Source organism: Nostoc sp., from assembly GCF_036917615.1.
Taxonomy (GTDB): Bacteria; Cyanobacteriota; Cyanobacteriia; order Cyanobacteriales; family Nostocaceae; genus Nostoc.
In genome coordinates this window covers 38148-59341 of the sequence record NZ_JBALCZ010000011.1, presented here as the reverse complement: position 1 = coordinate 59341, position 21194 = coordinate 38148, and the positions used below count along the sequence as shown (strand labels likewise).

15 protein-coding genes are annotated in these 21194 nt (G+C 41.7%); 11 read left to right on the top strand and 4 right to left on the bottom strand.

The genetic code is table 11. The features are described 5' to 3' along the window. Positions 1-57: 57 nt before the first annotated feature. Positions 58-4044 carry a magnesium chelatase subunit H gene (locus V7K85_RS01635; RefSeq protein WP_334810928.1) on the bottom strand — a complete coding sequence of 1329 codons (3987 nt, stop codon included), beginning with the start codon at positions 4042-4044 and terminating at the stop codon, positions 58-60. A 1143-nt stretch (positions 4045-5187) separates the two neighbouring features. Here V7K85_RS01635 and V7K85_RS01630 point away from each other — a divergent pair. Next, the gene (locus tag V7K85_RS01630; protein ID WP_334810927.1) at positions 5188-5511 is read left to right on the top strand and encodes a hypothetical protein; all 324 of its coding nucleotides are present in this window, start codon (positions 5188-5190) and stop codon (positions 5509-5511) included. Between the two features lie 766 nt (positions 5512-6277). Continuing rightward, positions 6278-7105 carry a PEP-CTERM sorting domain-containing protein gene (locus V7K85_RS01625; RefSeq protein WP_334810926.1) on the top strand — a complete coding sequence of 276 codons (828 nt, stop codon included), beginning with the start codon at positions 6278-6280 and terminating at the stop codon, positions 7103-7105. A gap of 140 nt (positions 7106-7245) precedes the next feature. Here V7K85_RS01625 and V7K85_RS01620 read toward each other — a convergent pair whose 3' ends face one another. After that, entirely contained in the window at positions 7246-7530 is a 285-nt protein-coding gene (locus tag V7K85_RS01620; protein WP_334810924.1) for a DUF427 domain-containing protein, read from the bottom strand. Positions 7531-8610: 1080 nt separating this feature from the next. On the opposite strand from V7K85_RS01620, the gene V7K85_RS01615 reads away from it, so the two are divergent. From V7K85_RS01615 to V7K85_RS01575, 9 genes are all read left to right on the top strand, one after another. Further along, positions 8611-9015 (top strand): hypothetical protein, encoded by a 405-nt coding sequence (locus tag V7K85_RS01615; RefSeq protein WP_334810923.1) that lies wholly within the window; start codon positions 8611-8613, stop codon positions 9013-9015. 292 nt (positions 9016-9307) lie between these two features. Next, the gene (locus V7K85_RS01610; RefSeq protein ID WP_334810922.1) at positions 9308-9556 is read left to right on the top strand and encodes a toxin-antitoxin system HicB family antitoxin; all 249 of its coding nucleotides are present in this window, start codon (positions 9308-9310) and stop codon (positions 9554-9556) included. 132 nt (positions 9557-9688) lie between these two features. Beyond that, complete coding sequence (locus V7K85_RS01605; RefSeq protein ID WP_334810921.1) at positions 9689-10849, top strand: KamA family radical SAM protein; 1161 nt, start codon at positions 9689-9691, stop codon at positions 10847-10849. A 53-nt stretch (positions 10850-10902) separates the two neighbouring features. After that, positions 10903-11334, top strand: a complete 432-nt coding sequence (locus V7K85_RS01600; RefSeq protein ID WP_334810920.1) for an SET domain-containing protein — start codon at positions 10903-10905, stop codon at positions 11332-11334. Further along, positions 11327-11545: a hypothetical protein gene (locus tag V7K85_RS01595; protein WP_334810919.1), complete on the top strand. Its 219-nt coding sequence runs from the start codon at positions 11327-11329 to the stop codon at positions 11543-11545. Before V7K85_RS01600 ends, V7K85_RS01595 begins: the two co-directional genes overlap by 8 nt. Beyond that, a complete protein-coding gene (locus V7K85_RS01590; protein WP_334810918.1) occupies positions 11546-12589 on the top strand; it encodes an inosamine-phosphate amidinotransferase 1 in 1044 nt (347 codons plus the stop codon). A 62-nt stretch (positions 12590-12651) separates the two neighbouring features. Then, positions 12652-13641: a D-alanine--D-alanine ligase family protein gene (locus tag V7K85_RS01585; protein ID WP_334810917.1), complete on the top strand. Its 990-nt coding sequence runs from the start codon at positions 12652-12654 to the stop codon at positions 13639-13641. A gap of 434 nt (positions 13642-14075) precedes the next feature. Next, on the top strand, positions 14076-15395 hold the full coding sequence (locus V7K85_RS01580; protein ID WP_334811083.1) for a bifunctional serine/threonine protein kinase/MFS transporter: 1320 nt from the start codon (positions 14076-14078) through the stop codon (positions 15393-15395). Next, positions 15392-16756: a serine/threonine protein kinase gene (locus tag V7K85_RS01575; protein ID WP_334810915.1), complete on the top strand. Its 1365-nt coding sequence runs from the start codon at positions 15392-15394 to the stop codon at positions 16754-16756. The genes V7K85_RS01580 and V7K85_RS01575 overlap by 4 nt, the downstream gene beginning before the upstream one ends. 375 nt (positions 16757-17131) lie before the next feature. Here V7K85_RS01575 and V7K85_RS01570 read toward each other — a convergent pair whose 3' ends face one another. Further along, a complete protein-coding gene (locus tag V7K85_RS01570; protein WP_334810914.1) occupies positions 17132-18517 on the bottom strand; it encodes an MATE family efflux transporter in 1386 nt (461 codons plus the stop codon). 274 nt (positions 18518-18791) lie between these two features. After that, the gene (locus V7K85_RS01565) at positions 18792-20987 is read right to left on the bottom strand and encodes a lytic transglycosylase domain-containing protein (RefSeq protein WP_334810913.1); all 2196 of its coding nucleotides are present in this window, start codon (positions 20985-20987) and stop codon (positions 18792-18794) included. Between the last annotated feature and the right edge of the window lie 207 nt (positions 20988-21194).

Sequence of the window (21194 nt, the reverse complement as noted above, 5' to 3'; positions counted from 1 at the left end):
GAGACGTTAGATATAACATCTCTACATTTTGATTTTGCATTTCTAAATACTTATAACCTACTCAATCCCTTCAATCCGGTCTTCAACCTCTTGGTACAACTCGCGCAGACGATCTAAATTCTCCTCGCTAGTCTCCCAATAACCACGTCCATTCACTTCCAACAAAGTTGAAACAACCTTGCGGAAAGAATGGGGATTAAGGTTCATCAATCGTTTCTGCATTTCTTCATCTTTGATGAAGGTTTCGTTAGTATCCTCGTAAATCCAGTTATCCACAGCGCCGGCTGTCGCACTCCAACCCATTGTATTAACCAATCGCTTAGAGAGTTCGCGCACACCTTCATAACCATGATTCAGCATCCCCTCGTACCACTTGGGATTTAATAATTTGGTACGAGCATCTAAGCGCACAGTTTCTGATAATGTCCGCACTTGAGCGTTAGCTGTGGTTGTATCTGCAATATAAGATGCTGGTTTTTTGCCATCACCCCGCAGATTTGCCACAAGCTTTGTAGGATCTGAATCAAAGTAATGAGAAACATCCGTTAAGCTAATCTCAGAAGAATCGAGATTTTGGAAAGTTGCATCAGCAGTTTTTAATGTACTTTCAAAAATCTTCCGAGATTCATCCATGATTCCGGGGTTATCGGAATTGAAGGCGAAAGATTTGCGGTTGAGATACATTTCCTGCAACTCGGCTTCGCTATCCCAAGTGCTGTTTTCTACCGCCAAGTTGATATTTGACGAGTAAGAACCAGAAGCGTTGGAGAAGACGCGCGTCGCTGCTTGACGGAGATTAACCCCCATTTCCTCAGCTTGCTGCAAAGCATGTTTGCGAACAAAGTTCATTTCTAAGGGTTCATCCGCCTCAGCTGCCATCTTCACCCCTTGGTCTAGCAGGTTCATTTGGTTGATGAACAAATCGCGGAATACACCAGAACAGTTGATTACCACATCAATTCTGGGCCTTCCCAACTCTTCTAGAGATATCAATTCCAATTTGTTCACCCGTCCCAAGGCATCGGGAACCGGACGCACGCCCACCATCCACATAATTTGCGCTAGGGATTCGCCGTAAGTTTTGATGTTATCGGTTCCCCAAAGGACGCAGGCGATGGTTTCTGGCCATTTTCCTTCGTTTTCTGCCTTGTTACGTGCCAAAAGTCGATCTACAACGATTTTGGCTGATTGGACTGCTGCTGTTGTGGGGATGGATTGCGGATCTAGTGCATGGATATTCTTCCCCGTAGGCAAGACATCCGGGTTGCGGATGGGATCACCACCAGGGCCAGGTAAGATGTACTCGCCTTCTAAACCTTTGAGTAATGCTCCTAGTTCGTTGTCGGCACAAACTTGTTGGAGGCAGAATTCCAAATATTCAAATAGGGGTTTGAGTGTGGCTGTGTCAACTTTGGGATAACCTGCTTTATGCAATGATTCTACCCAAGGTTCTTTTTTGCCCATGTTAAAGAAATTCAATCGGGAAACCAGAGAAACTCGTCCTTCCGCATCGATTTGCTCTTGCACAAGGGCGCTAACTGCTGCACGGGTTGCTAAGGTGATATCTTGCAATAACTGGACATCTTCTAAAATGCCTCTGTCGTTATTTTGGTAAATATCGTCAATGTTACGCCCAATGCTGTTAGCGATAATTCCCGGTAAGCCTTGAAGTTCTTCTTCTTGACGATCTAGACTGGCAATATTGACCAGAGTTGCGATCGCTTCTTCTGCACTTGGCGGTTTCCCAATCACGTGCAACCCACAAGGCAACAACCGAGACTCGATTTCCATCAACCTGCGGTAGACGTTGCCAACAATATTATCCCGCTCATCAGCACTCATCTCTTTGGAATCGGTTTCTGGCAGATTGATATCCTTATCCAGATTCACGATCCGGCATTTATCCATAATGCTGTTAACAATGGAAATGCCGCGTCCACTATCTTTTAAAGTTTGATAAGAAGCAATTAACTCGCTGAGTTCCTTTAAACCTTTATACAAACCAGCATTTTCTGCAGGAGGTGTCAAGTAGGAAATCGTTTCGGCATAACTCCGACGTTTGGCAATTGTCGCTTCACTCGGATTATTAGCTGCGTAGTAATACAAGTTGGGAATTGAGCCAATCAAGTTATCTGGATAACAATCACCAGACATCCCCATCTGTTTACCTGGCATGAATTCCAAGGAACCGTGTGTACCAAAGTGCAGCACAGCGTCAGCTTTCCAAACTTGCTCTAGGTAAGTGTAGTAGGCAGCAAAACCGTGGTGAGGACTAGCTGAACGGGAGAACAACAGCCGCATCGGATCGCCTTCATAACCAAATGTAGGTTGGACACCGATAAAGACGTTACCGAATTGCTTACCATAAATCAGCAGGTTTTGCCCATCGCTGTTGAGATGTCCCGGAGGTGGCCCCCAGTTTTCTTCTAAGCGGTGAGAGTAGGGGGTGAGTGCCTCATACTCAGGAACCGACATTTTGTAAGCAATGTTAAGTTCAGGGCTGTTGTACTGCGCTTGAGCGTCATGGATGACTTCTTGCATCAACGCTTCGGCTGATTCTGGCAATTCGGGTAAGTCGTAGCCGTTATTCTTCAGGGCTTTCATCACCTCATAGATGGAACCGAATACATCCAAGTAAGCGGCGGTTCCGACGTTGCCTTTATCTGGTGGGAAACTGAAAACGGTGATTGCGACTTTTTTATCAAGCTTCGGCTTGCGGCGGAGGTTAGCCCATTTTAAGGCGCGTTCAGCCACAGCTTCAACCCGATCGCGCAGGGCGATGGCTTTCCCTGTAGTCCCATCCCTACCTGACAAAATTATCGGCTCAATTGCCCCATCCAATTCCGGAATCGCAATTTGCAAAGCTACTTGAATAGGATGCAAACCTAAATCGCTATCCATCCACTCTTCTGTGGTTTGGAAGACTAAAGGTAACGCCACCATGTAAGGACGGTTTAAGCGTTTGAGTGACTCAATTGCTTTGGGATGGTCTTGTCTAGCTGGGCCACCCACTAAAGCAAAACCAGTTAGCGATATGACTGCATCTACCAACTGTGTGTTGGTATTTGGTTCGTAGAAGTAAGCATCAACAGGCTTGGAGAAATCCAAACCACCAGCAAACACAGGTAATACCCGTGCGCCTAATGCTTCCAACTCCTGCACCATTGCTACATAATGGGCATCATCCCCTGTAACTAGGTGAGTGCGTTGCAATACTAACCCGACACAAGGAGCTAGGGGATCTTTGAGATCGCTAGAGATATCCTTACGAGCTGTATACCAATTTAGGTACTCTCTGACATCTTCAAACATACTGGGAGCCAAAGGATGCCAAATCCCTAAATCGGGATAAACCACCGGTTGTTGATATGTAGAAGATGCAAAACTTTGTTTCTCTAAACCTTTAAATACGTATTTATCAGCTAGCATCAACAAGAAGTTTTCCAGATTTTCTGGAGAACCACCTAGCCAATACTGAAAACTGAGCATGAAATTTCGGGCATCCTGTGCCTTATCCATTGGGAGAAACTTCAGCACTTGCGGGAGAGTACGCAAAAGCTTCAGCATCCCATCTTGGAATCCCGCCCCGGATTTTTCTTTGCGTTTCCGCATGAATTGCGCGATCGCACTTTTTGACTGACCCAACTGTGCCAAGGAAAAGCTGCCCATTTTACTCAGGCGCATGACTTCTGGCATGGATGGAAAGACAACGGAAACGTCTAGGCGATCGCGGTGTGGTTCTACTGCTGCTACTACTTTCTGTGCTAAGTCTTCGATGAAAATGAGGGAAGCGATGAAGATATTCGCACTCTCAATTTCTCGTTTGAACTCTTCGTAATTCTCTGGGTCGCGGAGTTCCTCAATCAAGTACCCGCTGATTTCAATCGCCAAGTTGGGATTGTTCGCGTTAATCGTGCGAACCGCTTGCGATAATGCACTCTGGTACTGGGACTCAAGCACGACATAGACCACCTTGATTAAATTACGTCCGCGTAAGTTATCAGGCGCAATGTGTCTAATGGTGGACTTGACGTGGGTGAACATGCTTCCTCGGCTCCTTTGATGCGTGTTCTCTACTAGAAGTTATTAGCGGCATTAGCTGCCACAGTTAACTTCTTATTTTTCGGCAATATGTGTTTTTTATCAGAAAACACTTGCCCACTGGGCATTTTATCGTCTATCTGATACAAATCGATATAAAAAACGAAATATTTCTTTGTATTTGTTGACTCTGTATTAAAGTATTAGCTCACTATTTTGTAAATTTCTTGTAATACTTTTTATTCTTAATCGTTAAATAGTTATTTATAGATGTTATTTTGGTTACATAAAATATTTATACTGAATATAGCAATCCTAAATGAGTTGTGAAAATCTCCGATTCCTCTCTCTGCGCCTCTGCGGTTAATTTATTTCTACAAATGATTTAGGACTGCTATAAGTATTTTTAGTATGCATAGACAGGTTGTAATTAGACATCTCCAGAAAAGAATGTAGAGACGCAAAATTTCGCTTCTCTACAAGGGTTTGGGTGAAAGCATAATTAATTTTCGGAGATGTCTATTATGTGGTTGTGTGTAACTAATATGTGTATTGATAAGAATCAATTAGTTATTGGTATTAAAGTTTGCATTCCTACTTCGTAAAATCCAGATTCTTTAGAAGATGAATTATATAATTTAGATAATTATAAAAGCAATTAGTATTTAGCTTCTGCCTAAATCAGACCATGCTTGATAAGCAAACAGGATAAAAATGAAGTATAAAATTTCTCGTCATGCACAGACAGAGATGCAGCGAAGAAATACAGCAGATTGCAACTTCTCTACGAGAGGCTACGCCAAGGTGAGGTACAGATAATCGTAGGGGCACAATATGTTGTGCCCCTACCCGTGTACTTCATTTACCTGCAATACGCTATATATCTCAATTTTTAGTTGAATCTGTTCTTAATGCTCAGAAATATTAGACGCTTCCAAAAGAATCGATAATCCACGTTCCCGAAAGTATTCGATTTCTATATAATAGAGGTTTGAGAGTGTTAGCGTACAGCTTTTCATATCTTTGAAGCGATCCTAAGACACAAAGATAAAAATATCTAACCTTCCCGTAAGTAGCTAGGCGTAATTAAATATAAGACGCTCAAGGGAATATCCACCCTTTAAACTTCTAGCTTTCATGCCATCAATGATTGTTATAGCCCACATTCCGGGCAATGAAATTGCGATCGCAGCCTTGGTGCAACTGCTGCAATCAACTACTGTGAACAACTCCACCCGTTCGCAGGTAGCATATAGCTTAGGGAGAATTATACAGAATAATCAGGATCACTTTGAGATAGTTAAAGCTTTAAATAGTTATTTGCTATTGGCTCATAATTACTACGATTTAGCCTGGAAATGCGCCCAGAATATGCCTTACCCCAAGTTCTATGAAGCTTGGCACCACCATAATATTGCTACTCGTGCGATGCGAAGCTTAAAGAGAATCCTCTTCACAAGAATAATTTAAGTACTTTTGCAGCAGCGACATTACAAATGAAGTTCCCGTGGTAACGACAACTTGGCCGTTCATTACAAAGGAAGAACCAGACGTTACAAATAAAGTTGTTGTCGTTACCACAGCTTGTCAGTTTGTTACCAACACAACTTGTTTCGTTACGAATGCTTATCTGTTAGTAATGAAAACTTGTCCCTTCGTTACCAATACAACTTGTTTCGTTCATAATGCTTATCCGTTGTTAACGAAAACTTGTCCGTTCGTTAACAATACAACTTGTTTCGTTCATAATGCTTATCTATTTGTGACAAAGCTTATGCAATTATTACCACAGCTTAAGCAAAACTTATCAATCAACGACAAAATATAGCCATTCTTGGTTTGATACCTTGGCGTGAACTTCGAGAGTTATGTCTTTTTGTGCAAAAATGGATTGACAATCTATAAGGCATTTTCAATAATTAAGCCATCTTGCATATCTTCTGAATACAAAATACTTGCTTACCTTAAAACGGCACTGGCAACAATGAGACTATCCCAAAACGATAGCAAATAGCGATGTTTACGACGGGCTACGCCTACGCGCAAATTTGCTGCATATTGAAGCGTTTCTAGCAAGACAGGTAAAATTTTACAGCCTTTTGAAAATTCTTCAATTAGGTTTTGAATCTGTGAGTTATCAAAACCCGCTTTGTAAATTAAATTTGAATATTATATATTCATGAACTGTACAAGTAACTTTTTTTATTTTTTGACAAATTAATGCGAGGAGTTTTAAGTGACAAAAAACAATAGAAAAAAGGCTGTCGCTCAAGCTATTTCCACAGCCGTTGCTCTGGGCTGGGTGATAATGCAAGTGGAATCAGCGCAAGCTGCTACCCTGACTGTTAACAATCTCAATGACAGTGGGGTTGGCTCATTGCGAGATACTATCAACATTGCAACTAGCAATGACGTGGTAAACTTCTTATTGGGAAGTCATCCTAGTACAATTAACCTGACTAGTGGGGCACTTGCGATCGCTAAGAATCTGACTATTAATGGCCCAGGAGCTAACTTACTTACCATCAGTGGCAATAATCAATTCCCCGTGTTTGACATTAGCGCCGCCGATGTTACACTTTCTGGGCTAGCGATCGCTGGTGATTTCAATGCTTACGATTTTAGTAACCTAACTTTTACCAATAGCACAATCAGCGGTGACAATTTTAAGATAGATATTAATGGTCGTGGCCTAAGGCTTATCAATACCATCATCAGCGGTAACAATACTGTAAATATCAATACTACGGATTATATAGATTTGCTGCTCGATGATAGTAAAATAACGACTCTAGGTAACACCACTAACGCCGGCAATTTAACTATCTCTACTAAAAACCTAAATATTGCCCTCAGCAACATCAACAGCAGCAATCCTGACCAAATCAGCGCTGGTCTAGCAAAAGAGCTAACTCTACTAGCAATCGGCATAATTCTCCCACCCGATGCTATTATATCAAAACCAGTACCCGAACCAAGCGCGATCGCTGGTAGTATACTTGCTGCTAGTCTGGCTTGGCTGGCAAAGAGAAAGCAAGTAGCATTTCGCAAGGCGAAGGTATAATTACGTCTTAAAATAAATTTGCAAATACTTTAAATACGAAGCCCGCTCAGACTTGTATCTGCGCGGGCTAATTATTTTATAGGCAATTAGCCGGACATAATATCAATTCCCTGAAACTAAAATACTTTCAGGAACCTTTATTAAGCCTCAACTTTTACACCCTTCCAGAAGGCTACATAGCCCTCAATATTCTTAGCCTTCTCCTTGGCGCTGGGATAGTACCAAGCAGCATCTTTGTTGATTTGCCCATCAACGTCGATACTGTAGTAGCTGGCGACACCTTTCCAAGGACAAGTACTGTGGGTGTTACTGTCTGTGAAGTACTGCTTGTTAATGGTGTCAGCAGGGAAATAATGATTGTTTTCCACAACTACGGTATTATCGCTCTCAGCTAAAACTGTGCCATTCCAAATTGCTTTCGGCATAAGTGAGTTTGCAAATAAACTATACACTTAACATTTTGACACTATCAGCTTATTTTATCCTTATGAACCGCTAACTTACACGAGAGTTCATCCAAGCTCAAATGAATAGTCAGTAAGGTTTATAGAAAACATTGCGATGCCAGGATTAATTATAATCACTTTTACTTATCAAATTAAGAATTAAATGTATTTGCTTTTATCATAAAGGTTTTCTAGCATATTGGTATGCAAACTTAATTAGCCAAAACACAGTTGGATTTCAGTTTATAGCCGAAAGCAAAAAATATCTAGAAGAGAAGACCATAATTACACATATGTGAGCGATCGCACCTTCTAGAAATGCTTGCGAATAAGAGATTTTATGTAGCGCAATTTGGCATTTTCTGAGTTTTTAGTTATTAAATATTCTACGAATTCCCAATTTCTGATATTTGGGTCAATTTGACTCAGCCGTTTAGGTAATTAACAATCAAGCTATCAAATGAACTGAGTGTAGTAGGTGGAGATTTATAAAACAGTGGACTCTATTATTAGAGAACACTGATTGATTGTACTTTGTTCTAGTTAAGGATAACTCTATGAAACTTACAAACTTGATAAATTTTGCACATATTCTTGCTGGGATTAATTCTATGCCTAAAATCACTAGCTTTCATACAGCCAATAATAATAACAGTGGCGCATCAATAAACCCAGCCGTCAACTCTGACACTTTATCTAGCTATTCCACGAATATAAATTACCTCAAACCCTTTGATACAAGCTTTATTGCGTATCATATGATGGGTCTTAGTAATTTTGAATGATTTAAGTTAACTGTGTCCTTTCGAGTTGTAAACTACATCCTTTTACTAATTATAGTTTTGTCTAAGTTCGTAAAATCTTTCCGAACTGCTGCATTATTACTAGCTAATTTAGTGAAGTTTTAATTTTTCCAATTTTTATAAAATCATTTTTTTGAATTGATGAAGAACCAGTAAATCGATATATTAACTTAATATTAATAATTCAAAATTGCTAAACAAGAGAACTTTATTACTAGCTAACATTAATTAATCTAGTTAAATTGAGGTTAAAATTATGAAAATTAAAAACTTGCTCAATTCTGCATTTATCGTTGCTTGTATTGCTTTTATACCTGGAATTGTTGGCGCTCAAACAGCTAATAAGAACAATAGTGCCGCACAAATCAACACAGATGTCAACTCTAATACTTTACGTACTAATTCCCCAAATGCCAGCTATCTCCAACCTTTCAATACTACCTTTCTAGCTTATCAAGGTTATTTCAAAGAGCAGGGTATTCCTAGTGGGGGCGCTTTGATATCTGAATTCCAAATAGGAAAACTGACTGCAAAAGATGTGGTTCAGGCTGCTGTCAAGGCTAACAAGTTACCAGCACAAGTTTTGAATGCTCGAAGTTATCTCAATGCGGTCGAGTCGCAGTTGACATCATTGAGCAATATTGATGATTTAGATAACTAACTACAGATGGGTCAAAGTTTGTAGATAGGTTATAAAAAAAAGCGGTCGCTCCTGCCTATTCATAGCAAAACAAGCGATCGCTGTACTAAAAGTTTTGAGTGTAATGTCTGGCGACAAGCCCGGAGTTTCGGAATCTCCGGCTTTGCGCTTTGCGTCTACGCCTTTATCTGAAGTTTAGTGGTGGAATAAAGAATTAGATTAACAAGCATGACAGCAAAGGTATATTCTGTGTATGAAGATACTTATTGTTAAACTTTGGGTATTATTTGTAGAGTAGTTCAACTTTGTTTTCATGCCCTGTATTCAAGTCGCTGTTAGAATTCCACCTCATCTTCACAAAAAGCTAGCTATTCACGCTGCTAAGGCTGAGGCATCTAAATCTAAGGTAATTATTAACGCTTTTGCTTATTACCTAAAGTTTACTGAGGATATGCCAAATCCTGACTGGAATCCTCCCATCGAAGTTATCAGAGGCAGAACAAGCCATCATCTCTGGCATCAAACTAGCCAAACTATTTATATTTATATGCTACAACGGTAATCGCCTGTTTGAGGAACAGTTTAGACCAGAAGTGGTGACAGTTGTCAATACTTTTCTCTTTTACCTAAATTTGTAGGTAAAGAAACCAGCCTGTGATTGGTTTATTATTCTCAGCTTAATTTAGTTCTAATCATGATCAAAAACACTATTTTAGAGCCTTTAGTTACCGATGTTCGGTGTGAAGAAATTTGTGAGATTTTGGGAGAGACTTACAACCAGGAACGCTGGAACGATTGGCGCTGGCAAATGCGCCATCGGTTGACTAAACTGGAACACTTTCAGAGGTTATTAAGGCTTAGTGCTACCGAAGAACAGGGACTTTTAATTGCACCAGAGAAGTTTGCTGTAGCCGTCACACCATACTTTGCATCACTACTTGATCCAGAAGATCCGCTTTGCCCACTACGGTTACAAGTAATACCACGGGAAGAAGAACTAGTAGTCAGTGCCGCAGACATGGTAGATCCATGCGGTGAAGATAACGACACTCCCGTGCCAGGACTCGTACACCGCTACCCTGATCGGGTGTTGCTGCTTGCCCTAGACACTTGCGCTGCTTATTGCCGTTATTGCACTCGCTCTCGTTTGGTGAGCCAAGGTGAGATGTACCCAGTAACGCGGCGGTTGGATGCGATCGTCGCTTACCTAGAGGAACACACCGAGATCCGTGATGTGCTAATTTCCGGTGGCGATCCTCTGTTGATGTCTGATGAACCTTTAAACAATTTGCTTGGGCGACTGCGTGCTATTAGGCATATTGAATTTATCCGAATTGGTTCCCGCGTGCCGAGTTTCTTACCGCAGCGAATTACACCGGAATTGGTTGCCTTACTTCGTAAACATCGTGTGTGGCTGTCTTTGCACTTTTGTCATCTGCGGGAACTTACCCCTGAAGTGGCACAAGCTTGCGATCGCCTAGCTGATGGTGGTATTCCTCTAGGTAGTCAAACTGTGCTGTTAAAAGGTGTGAATGACTCTGAAAAAGCGCTGAAGAATCTGTTTCACGGTCTTCTGAAGCTGCGTGTGCGACCCTATTACCTTTACCAATGCGACCCAGTTGTTGGCACTGCACATCTGCGAACGAGTGTTCAAACTGGGATTGATCTAATTTCTAAATTGCGTGGTCATACCACTGGCTATGCTGTACCAACTTATGTAATTGATGCCCCTGGTGGTGGTGGCAAAGTCCCCATTCAAGCCGAGACTCTACTTGCTTATGAGAAGGGCACAGCTACAGTGCGAAATTGGGCAGGTAAGACATACACCTATGTAGATCCACTAGAGCAGGGCTAACACTATATATTTGTACGCGAGTTGATCGCCATCATCAAAAAGGGCCAGTTGGAATGGTTCTGTTAAGTTCTTGGCAAACCAAAAAAGTAAGTAATCGCAGGAGATTAGTTGAAATGTTGATTGTTGGTAATACAAACCTAAAAGGTCGAGGTGTCTTCGCACAGAAGCGCTTTTTGAAAGGAGAGATTATTGAGAGAGCGCCAGTTGTTGTTATACCCGCAGAACAGGTTGAATTCCTTGATAAAACAATTTTGGGCAACTATTACTACGATTGGGAAAATCAAGCTGCTGCGATCGCACTTGGTTTAATGTCCCTGTTTAACCATTCTTACGATCCGAATACTTACTATGTGAAAAAATTCGCCGAAGGGGAGGTGGAATTAATTGCCTACCGAGATATAGAAACAGGAGAAGAAATTACTGCCAACTATAACGGTTCACCTGAAGATATATCTCCTATCTGGTTCGATGTTGTTGATGAATAGCTTTGACTCCATTGAGGACTTAGGAATTAAAATTTCTGCAATTAAGACACCTGAGTTGGACATTAAAGCTAACAGAGAAAGTTTTTTGACTGAAAGTCATAGGGTTATGCGGTTATTCATTGCTCTATGTTATAACCTGAAAGCAGACTACATTGACGCTGGTTTTAGCACTTCTGAGGTGATGAAATTTGATGACGAACAAACTACATAAATGAGTAAAGTCAGAGTTTATAACGAGTGGGACCCGCTTGAAGAAATTCTTGTCGGACGTGCAACTAATGCACGCATTCCTTGCCCAGATCCAGGGTTGTTTGCAGTCGAGTACAGAGAATATGGCAGGATTCAGAACATTCCCTCTGGTCGATATAATGATCGAGTGATTGAAGAAACAGAAGAAGATTTGGATGATTTAGTACAAACACTTCAGCGTCTTGGCATAACCGTCCAGCGTCCTAGCATAGCCGACCATTCCATTAAATTTAGTACCCCTGATTGGGAATCTGATGGTCAACATAACTACTGCCCTAGAGATATTTTGACCGCAATTGGGACTTGGATTATTGAAGCTCCGATAGTACTCCGTTCGCGTTTTTTTGAAACCCTATCATACAAATCCATCCTGATAAATTACTTGCAGAGTGGAGCCAAATGGATTTCAGCTCCTAGACCTCGGCTTACCAATGAGATTTACAATGTTGAGGAGTCTAGCTCATTTGCTATCAAAGACTATGAACCGATATTTGACGCAGCGAATATATTGCGCTTAGGGCGAGATATTTTCTATCTTGTCTCAGATAGTGGGAATCTCTGCGGGGCACTATGGCTTCAAACAGTTTTGGGTGAAGAGTATCGGGTGCATACGTATGATAACATTTACTCTGGAAGTCATGTTGATACCACAATTGTACCTATTCGTCCTGGTTTGGTTGTAGTTAACGCTGAACGAGTTAGCAAACAAAATATACCCAATCTGTTCAAAGGGTGGGATGTGATTTATCTTGATGAAATTGTTGACATTGGTTGTTATACAAGCACCTCTCTTGCCACGAAATGGATTGGTATAAATCTCCTGATGGTGAATCCGAATCTCGCAATTGTTGATAAAGCTCAAACTCGGCTAATTAGAGAACTTGAGAAACGTGATGTTGATGTTATGGGGCTTCAACTCAGACATGCAAGGACATTAGGAGGAGGTTTTCACTGTGTGACGCTGGACGTGCGACGCAGAGGTTCGCTGGAAGACTATTATGCTTAACACAAGAACTTATATGCTCGGCACTGTTGCTGGAAAAATTTAAAAAGAGAAAATCTGATCATATGGGGCTTTTTATTGGTTTGTGTTGTGACATTAAGGAAGACTATCTCAAAAGCGGTTTCAGTGCTACCGATGTGATGGATTTCGAGGATGAAGAAACCATCATTGGGTTAGAAAATACGCTTTGCGATTTGGATCACAAAGTTGAACGTATCGGCAATGGTAGAGAACTTGCTCTCAGGTTAGCAAATGGCGATCGCTGGGATTTAATTTTCAACCTTGCTGGGGGACTTTTGGGTCGCTCTCGCGAAGCCCAAGTCCCCGCAGTCTGCGAATTATTCGCTCAACCCTATACCTTTTCCGATCCGCTTACCTGTGCCCTAACGTTAGACAAGGCACTAGCCAAACGGGTGGTGCGCGATCGCGGCTTGCCGACAGCCCCTTTTGAAGTAGTGAATACTACCGCAGAAGCAACAGCCGTATCGCTGCCAATGCCAGTTTTCCTTAAGCCTGTGGCAGAGGGCAGTTCTAAAGGGGTAACTGGGCGTTCTCTTGTCAAAGAACGCGAGGAGCTAGTAAATTCTTATCAATTGTTACGCAAACTATTTCAGCAGTCCGTACTCGTAGAAACCTTTCTTCCCGGTCGAGAAGTAACAGTGGGCATTATTGGCAACGGCAGCAACTCACGGGTAGTAGGTGTGATGGAAGTAATTTTTACAGGAGTAGCGGAAGCTTTCGCTTATACCACCCTCAATAAAGATGAGTATCTGGAACGGGTATCTTATCGTTTGCTCATAGATCCTGAGCCACTGGCAGCACAGGCAAGGCAGCTGGCGCTGGATGTTTACCATACTCTTGGTTGCCGTGACGCTGCCCGCGTGGATCTGCGTTGCGATGCTAGCGGTGTGTTGCAGTTTATGGAGGTTAACCCACTGCCAGGGCTACATTATATCCGCTCAGACCTGGTAATTATGGGACGTTTGGGTGATGTGACATACACAGAAATCATTGCTGAAATAGTCGAGTCTGCATGGAAAAGGTACAAATGTTGATTTAGTCATCAGTGGTGACTGGCGTGGTACGGCACTAGCTGATGGGTAAAATATATTGCAACTTTACGAATAAACGGTATAACAAAAGCATTCTCCTCATCTCCCTTATCCCTAAATTATTCAGAGGATGTCTGAAAAGTGTACCCAAGGTATAATTTGTCATTCTGAGCTTAACGAACTGGAGCGTTCGCGTAGCGTCTCGTTGGCGCAGCCTCTCGTAGAGAAGAGAAGAATCGCAATTTACCGTGGGTTAATGAGATGCAACACTTGGCTATCGCTTCATTCAGCATGACATTTTTAACTTCTCAGACATCCTCTGACAACTCTGTATAAGTCCAATATTTGAAAGAATGCGAAATCTATCATTTTCCCTTTGTAGTTTTTGCTAGATTCAACTGTAACAAGTTGTAAATATGAAAACTCGGAGTGGGCAAATGGCAGGTCAAAGCCTCAATGACTTTCCCAAACAAATCCTTCAAGAACGCTACGAAATTCAGCAACAGTTAGGTAAGAAAGCAGGAAGACGTACTCTTTTAGCCCGTGACATTCAAACTGAGCAATTAGTTATCATCAAGCTGCTAACATTTAGTAATGATTTTGCTTGGGAAGATTTAAAGCTATTTGAACGAGAAGCCGAAACCCTCAAAGCAGTTGAGCATCCTGCCATTCCTCGTTATATCGACTACTTTGAATTAGATCCCTCTAACAGTAAAGGTTATGCTCTTGTCCAGACCTTTGTAGAAGGTCAATCTTTGGAAGAATATATGAAAACTGGGCGGATTTTTACAGAAACTGAAGTTAAAGTAATTGCTACAGCACTGTTAAATATCCTGATTTATCTACACGGGCGGCAGCCTCCAGTTATTCACCGCGATATCAAGCCCAGCAATATCATTTTGGCAGAGCGTAGCAATAGTGTTAGACAGATTTACTTGGTAGATTTTGGTTCTGTGCAAACCTTAGCAACCAAAGCAGGTAAGACAGTAACGGTTGTCGGGACTTACGGCTATATGCCCCCAGAACAATTTGGTGGCTATGCAACGCCTGCTTCTGACCTTTACAGTCTTGGTGCTACTCTTATTGCTTTAGCGACAGGTATTCATCCCGCCGATTTGCCTCAGAAAGATTTGCGAATTGCATTTCAAGACTTAGTTAAACTTAGTCCTGGATTGGTAGGTTGGTTGCAATGGCTAACAGAACCCAGTCTAGAGCAACGTTTAATATCTGCCTCAATTGCCTTAAAAGCCTTGGAAACAGGTCAGTTGCCAATCAATGACCTAGCTGCGGTGAATCCTCCCAAACCAGTGGACATCAGGGATTTATTGTGGAATGCCATCTGGCGCAGCACCTTTACTGGAGGCTTAGTTGTAGCAGGTTGTGCTGCTATTTATAGCACAGTTGTATTTCCAGTAGCTGGCACCATCACAGGACTACTATATGGTGCATCAATTGGTTTTCCCATTGCGTTTGTTAATGGATTTTTAGTCAGCATTATTACGCGGTTATTCTTCTTCCCGCTAAAAAATGCCCATTTGCATCGGCGCACAATCGGCATTATCAGCACCACATTTGGGATGGCTGCCGCTTTATTTGGATTCAGGCTGCTGTTTCATGGTTCTTTTTCTGATGGGTCAATTGTCACTAGCCTATTTTTCATGATTGCACCTTCTGTTATCACTGGGCTAGGTATGGGAGCAGCTAGTAAATCTATTGCTCAGTGGTATGAAAAGCAATATAGGTTATTAAATAAATGAACAATGAAATATTTAATCAACGTTATCAAGTCCAAAGAGAATTAGGAAGACAAACTGGAAGACGAACTTTTCTAGCCTTGGATTTGCATTCCTCACAACAGGTAGTGGTAAAAATCTTGTACTTGGGGCCAGATTTCGATTGGCAAGACTTAAAGTTATTTCAACGGGAAGCGGAAACTTTAAAAGCGCTTGATTATCCTGCTATCCCGCGCTATATAGATTACTTTGAGCTAGATACGCCCGATGATAAAGGCTTTGGGTTAGTACAAACTTATGTAGGGGCGAAATCTTTAGAGGAACATTTACAAGCAGGACGAACATTTAGTGAAGCAGAGGTAATAGAATTAACGCGATCGCTCCTGACAATTCTCTCTTATTTACACCACCAGCAACCGTCTGTAATTCATCGAGATATTAAACCCAGCAATATTCTACTTACAAATCGTTCTGGTAATAGTGTTGGTCAGATTTACCTTGTAGATTTTGGCTCTGTACAAACTTTAGCTGCTCAAGAAGGCGGCACAATTACTGTAGTCGGTACTTATGGCTATATGCCTCCAGAGCAATTTGGTGGTAGGGTAACTCCCGCCTCCGACCTCTATAGCTTGGGTGCAACTTTAATTTATCTCGTCACAGGATTGCATCCTACAGAATTACCACAGCAGGAGTTACGTATTCAATTCCGACAATCTTGCAATCTCAGTCTAGAATTTGCTGATTGGTTGGAATGGATAACTGAACCAAGTTTAGACCAGAGATTTTCTACAACAGAAGTAGCAATGCAAGCATTAGAAAAACCCCCTCCTAGAAAGCAGGCAACGCTTGCATTAAAAAAACCGTTTGCCAGTAAAATTCACTTAATTAAAACCTCTAAAAGTCTAGAAATTATCTTGCCACCTAAAGGATTTAGCATTGGCTTAATTATGCTTATCTCCTTGATAACACCTTTGGCATTAGGTTTTAATGTTTTGACGATTGGGCTAGTAGGAAGTTCTCTACCAATAAAGATAATTGGCTTTTGCATCCAAGGGAGTGCGATCGCTTTTCTTTTATTTGCCTTTATTTGGGGACTATGCAAACGCACTCGTGTGAGAATTGACTCTCATCAGTTAGTCGTGATGCATGATTTTCTAGAAATTAAATGGCTTGTTGCTCCTCCAGCATTCCGGAAAAATATATGTGTATCGAAATTCATCAAATCAAATTCCAATCATTTAAATAATCAGCCTTTATTGCGGATTTCTGCTAACTCTACCATTTATTATCTTAATAGATATACTCATTTCACTGAGGCAGAGCTGGAGTGGTTAATACAGGAACTCAATGAATGGTTAAATTTATTAATTATCAATAATTCATGAACTAATTGCACCCATTTATAAGTCAATACGCTTGGGTTAAGGATAATTGTAGCTTGGGTTGTAGCTTGCTTAAGAGTAGAGGTACGTAGTGAAACCCAACAAAGTTCCGAAAATATTGGGTTTCGTCCCTCAACCCAACCTACGTAGGTTAAGATTTTTGGCTTTAACCCAAGCGTATTGATCTATAAATTTGACGTAGTTTGGCGCATCTTTATACAGAATTGGTATTACGTAGTAGGCTAACGCACCTTGAATTGTTGACGGTGCGTTAGCCTATGGCGTAATACACCGTACATTTAAAACTTGAAATATTAGCGCCAACTTACTTATAGCAAGCCTAAAATCCGCATGGTAAAGGTACAAAGGTTGAACTTTTTAGGGCTGTTCAACCAGACTTATATCGGAAGTTAAAAGATAAAAACGCCAAGTTAAAAGCACTGCACCCACGATTAGCCCTAGTAATAAACCCAACCATAAACCTATAGCGCCCCAATCTAAAGTGAATGCCATCAGATAGCCACCACCTAGACCAACGCCCCAGTAAGCAAACATAGTGATTAACACTGGCACTTTAGTGTCCTTCAACCCGATCAATGCACCAGCAGCAATAGTCTGAATACTATAAAATATCTGGACTAATGCCCCCACGGTTAGGAAAGAAGTTGCCGTTTTAACTACCTCGACATTATCCAGATTACTGGTGTCCAAATACATTGCCACAATATAGTTGGGAAACAGCAAAAAAATTAGTGCCACAATGCTTACAATGGGAGTAACAAGCGCAATGCAGACAAATCCTGCTCTGCTTGCACCCTTGAAATCATTTTGTCCCCTTAGCTGTCCTACTCTCATCGTGATCGCATAGGAAATACCTATAGATACCGTTTCGACGAAACTTTCTGTCTCAACGGTAATTTCATGGGCTGCTAACGTCTCTGTCCCAAACCACCCCATCATTAAAGCAGTGGCAGTGAATACTCCAATTTCTGCTCCATACTGCAACCCCAAGAACCATCCAGTTTGAAAGATATCTATAAACATATCTTTATCGAAGTGATACAGAGCGCTATCAAGCTGGTAGTCTTTAAAGTAGTCATCGAAGCAAATCCAACTGGCGGCGGCGATAAAATTTAGCCAGAAAATGAGTGTGCTTGCCCAACCGATACCAGCTAAACCAAGGGCTGGTAAACCAAATTTACCGAACATTAGCACGTAATTAGCAGCCGCATTCAATAATAGTCCAGCCACCGTAATTACTGTTAGGAATTGGGGGCGATTCAGAGCAGAGCTAACTTCTTTTAAGATACAAAAACCGAGCGCAGCAGGAAAACCCCAAACAATAGACCGCAAATATGTTTGAGCCAATAATACATTGCTTTCTTCTTGACCCGTCAGCAGCAGAATATAGTCAAAGTGCCAAACGACAAACATCACAGGTAAGCACATCGTCACAGCTAACCAAATTCCCTGACCAGTAGCACGGTTGACTTGATCTATTTTTCCTGCACCAAAAGCATTTGCGACACTTACACCCGCAGCTGAAAGAATAGAACGACAAACAGAAGCTAGGGTAGAAAAGGTCACTGCACCTAAAGCACCCGCAGCTAAAGCTTGGCTGTTAAGTAAGCCCATCATTACCCCATCCAATAAAGGAATGCCCGCTTCTAATATTTGAGTAATTACCAGAGGAACTGCCAATTGCAAGCAGGCTTGGACTTCTAATATCAGTTCTGACTTAAATTCTTTTGAAGTTAACTCCATTGGGGCACAAAATTAAGGAGGGTGCGAAAAAAGGAACATTTAATATATTAAGATATATTAACGCTTACAGATGCGATCAATTCTACTTATTAGCGATCGCCTCACCCTCTGAATATAAAAAAGAGCGAAAGTGCCAACCAGTGAAATCAGTTTCCTGAGCAGCTTTAGCATAGCTGCCTCCACAAGCACTGTTTTCTATTTATCACTATGAGTTGTGAACTTGGAATTAAAAAATTGTTTTAACTCAAGACTCACAACTCATAACTTTTTAAGATTATCGCACGGGTAGTTGCGGGTGTTGAACAGAATATTTTGCCACTATGCCAGAAATCTCAGGGTTGTAAAGTCTCAAATAATTCCAGTAGTTGCCAAATACTTGACGCACATAATTTTTGGTTTCATCAAAGGGAATTTCTTCAACAAACTCATCTGGATCTTTTGTAGTTAGAGTTTGCAGCCATTTGGAGACATTGCCGGGGCCAGCATTGTAACTGGCGATCGCGAGCAAGGAGTTATTGTTATATTGCTGATGGGTATGATCCAAATACCATGTACCCAGCATGATGTTATCGTTGGGATTTTCTAAGTTTATAGTTTTGATATCCAACTTGATTTGTGGGGCAATCCATTGAGCTGTACTCGGCAACAGCTGCATTAAACCAGTAGCATTAACAACGGATTTGATTTTTGGCTCAAACCGTGACTCTTGACGGATTAAGGCAGTGACGAGCAGAGGATTGAGTTGACGTTCAGTAGACCACTTTTCAATCTCCCGGAGATAGGGAAATGGATAACGGGCTTGCCAGTAGGTGATCTGTTTGCTCAGAGTCTGATATTGGGCAAGTTCAGCTGGTGTTTCCCGATCTTCCAATTTAGAAACTTTGTCAATTCCGATGAGATTTTCTCCCTTTGCCTGCCGGATCAACCCTTCAGTAAATTGCTCTGCTACCGTTGGCTGAATTTTGTTCTGAAATTCTGTTTGCCATTGTAACCAGGCATCGCGGTCTTGACCCAGCAGATATAATTCTTTGAAAGTCTCAGAACCAGCAGGCGGTAATGGACGCTGGGGTGCGATTACTTCCGGGTTCATGACGCGCACGTTGTCAAAGTTGCCAACATTTAGTCCCAGCATGGTCGCTGCTCGCCATGCATAGTAAGAGTAGGGAAACTGGCTAACCACATACTCATAAGCAGTTTGAGATTCCTGCTGTTTGCCTAGTAAAGCTGCCCATTTCCCTACCCAAAAGCCTGCTCTCGGAGCCAAAATACTATTGGGGTTGTTGGTGACAATTGGTTCTGCCCATTGCCAAGCACCGACGTAATCTTTGGTTTTGGCTTTATCTTGGGCGATTTTCCAGCGGTATTCTGCGGCTTCATCAGAATTGCCGTATTTGGCTATGAGTAATTGCCACGTCTCGCTAGCTGACTTTTGATTATTCAGGGCTTGGAGAGTTTTGGCTTTTTGTACCAGTGCAGCACTAGCTTGTTTGGGAAATTTACTAATTACCTGATCGAGATAGGGTAAGCCGTCTTTAGAAGTTTTTGCGGTTTCTGCTAACCGCAGTAGAGCATTCCCAGTTTCCTCAGTATTTGGAAATTGCTGCACCAATTGTTTATAGGTAGCGATCGCTTTTTCTTTATCTTTGCCTCCTACCTGTAAGCCCCGTGCGGTTCGGTAAAGGTTGCGCGATGTTTTGGGTGCTTTGGCATAAGCATTCGCCGCTTTCAGAAATTGACTATTTTCCCAATAGCTTGTACCAATGAGTTCCCACTCTTCAGGTTTGAGGGTAGGCTGTTTTACTAGCTGATCTAAAACGCCCACTATGCCTGGTTGGTCATAGGCATATTTAGCCAAGATTAATTGTAATTGTGGCTGATTGGGATTTTCTTGCAACCGTTTGCGGATAATTTCCCAAGTCAGAGGATTGGCAGGAAATTGAGCGATCGCAATTTCTTGTTGCTTCGGTTGAGCAATCAGATATAGCGCTTTCACTGCCGCCGCTTCTTTGGGATACAATTTCAGCACCCTTTGCCTAAGATCCGAAGCTTTGCCGTCCTCGCCCAGTATATCCTGTGCCTGCGCCTGTTTCAGCAAAATGTTGGGCGCGAGGATGGCATAGTCTTTCTCTAGTCCGTCCAGTAAAACCAGCGCTTTTTTTGCTTGGGTTCTTTCAATGTAATCACTCGCTAAAAGATAACGAGCGCGATTTCGATCTGGTGAACGAGACTGCCCGGCGATCGCTGCTAGTTTTGCCGCCCGTTCTGGCAGCGATTTTGATATCAGTGGAAAGACAGCTGATTGGGCAATGCTACCCTCTGATGTTTGCCCTGCTTGATTCTGACTCAGTTTGAGCCATTTCCCCAGAGATTTGCCAATCTCAGGTGCTGATACCATTGCCCCAGCTAAAAAGGCAAACAGTGCCGCACCCGCAATTATCGAAATTTGCTTTTTCTGTAGTTTCTTCAGCATGAATACCCGCTGAAAAGTTCCGGTGAGTTTCTTGAAACTCTAGCACTCCTAACCATCAGTCTTACCAATTTTTAATTTTAGATTTTTAATTTTATGTAGAAAAATCCTAATTTTCAATCCTACAGTTAGCAGTACTGAGTAAATAGCACATATTAGATACTATTACATCTATCTTTGGTATATCATAAATGGTTTATCAGATCATCA

Coding starts and splice junctions, on each gene's coding strand:
- V7K85_RS01605 (WP_334810921.1), top strand. CDS start 9,689: ATGATCAAAAACACTATTTTAGAGCCTTTAGTTACCGATGTTCGGTGT.
- V7K85_RS01595 (WP_334810919.1), top strand. CDS start 11,327: ATGAATAGCTTTGACTCCATTGAGGACTTAGGAATTAAAATTTCTGCA.
- V7K85_RS01600 (WP_334810920.1), top strand. CDS start 10,903: ATGGTTCTGTTAAGTTCTTGGCAAACCAAAAAAGTAAGTAATCGCAGG.
- V7K85_RS01590 (WP_334810918.1), top strand. CDS start 11,546: ATGAGTAAAGTCAGAGTTTATAACGAGTGGGACCCGCTTGAAGAAATT.
- V7K85_RS01630 (WP_334810927.1), top strand. CDS start 5,188: ATGATTGTTATAGCCCACATTCCGGGCAATGAAATTGCGATCGCAGCC.
- V7K85_RS01615 (WP_334810923.1), top strand. CDS start 8,611: ATGAAAATTAAAAACTTGCTCAATTCTGCATTTATCGTTGCTTGTATT.
- V7K85_RS01610 (WP_334810922.1), top strand. CDS start 9,308: ATGCCCTGTATTCAAGTCGCTGTTAGAATTCCACCTCATCTTCACAAA.
- V7K85_RS01570 (WP_334810914.1), bottom strand. CDS start 18,517: ATGGAGTTAACTTCAAAAGAATTTAAGTCAGAACTGATATTAGAAGTC.
- V7K85_RS01565 (WP_334810913.1), bottom strand. CDS start 20,987: ATGCTGAAGAAACTACAGAAAAAGCAAATTTCGATAATTGCGGGTGCG.
- V7K85_RS01575 (WP_334810915.1), top strand. CDS start 15,392: ATGAACAATGAAATATTTAATCAACGTTATCAAGTCCAAAGAGAATTA.
- V7K85_RS01620 (WP_334810924.1), bottom strand. CDS start 7,530: ATGCCGAAAGCAATTTGGAATGGCACAGTTTTAGCTGAGAGCGATAAT.
- V7K85_RS01635 (WP_334810928.1), bottom strand. CDS start 4,044: ATGTTCACCCACGTCAAGTCCACCATTAGACACATTGCGCCTGATAAC.
- V7K85_RS01585 (WP_334810917.1), top strand. CDS start 12,652: ATGGGGCTTTTTATTGGTTTGTGTTGTGACATTAAGGAAGACTATCTC.
- V7K85_RS01580 (WP_334811083.1), top strand. CDS start 14,076: ATGGCAGGTCAAAGCCTCAATGACTTTCCCAAACAAATCCTTCAAGAA.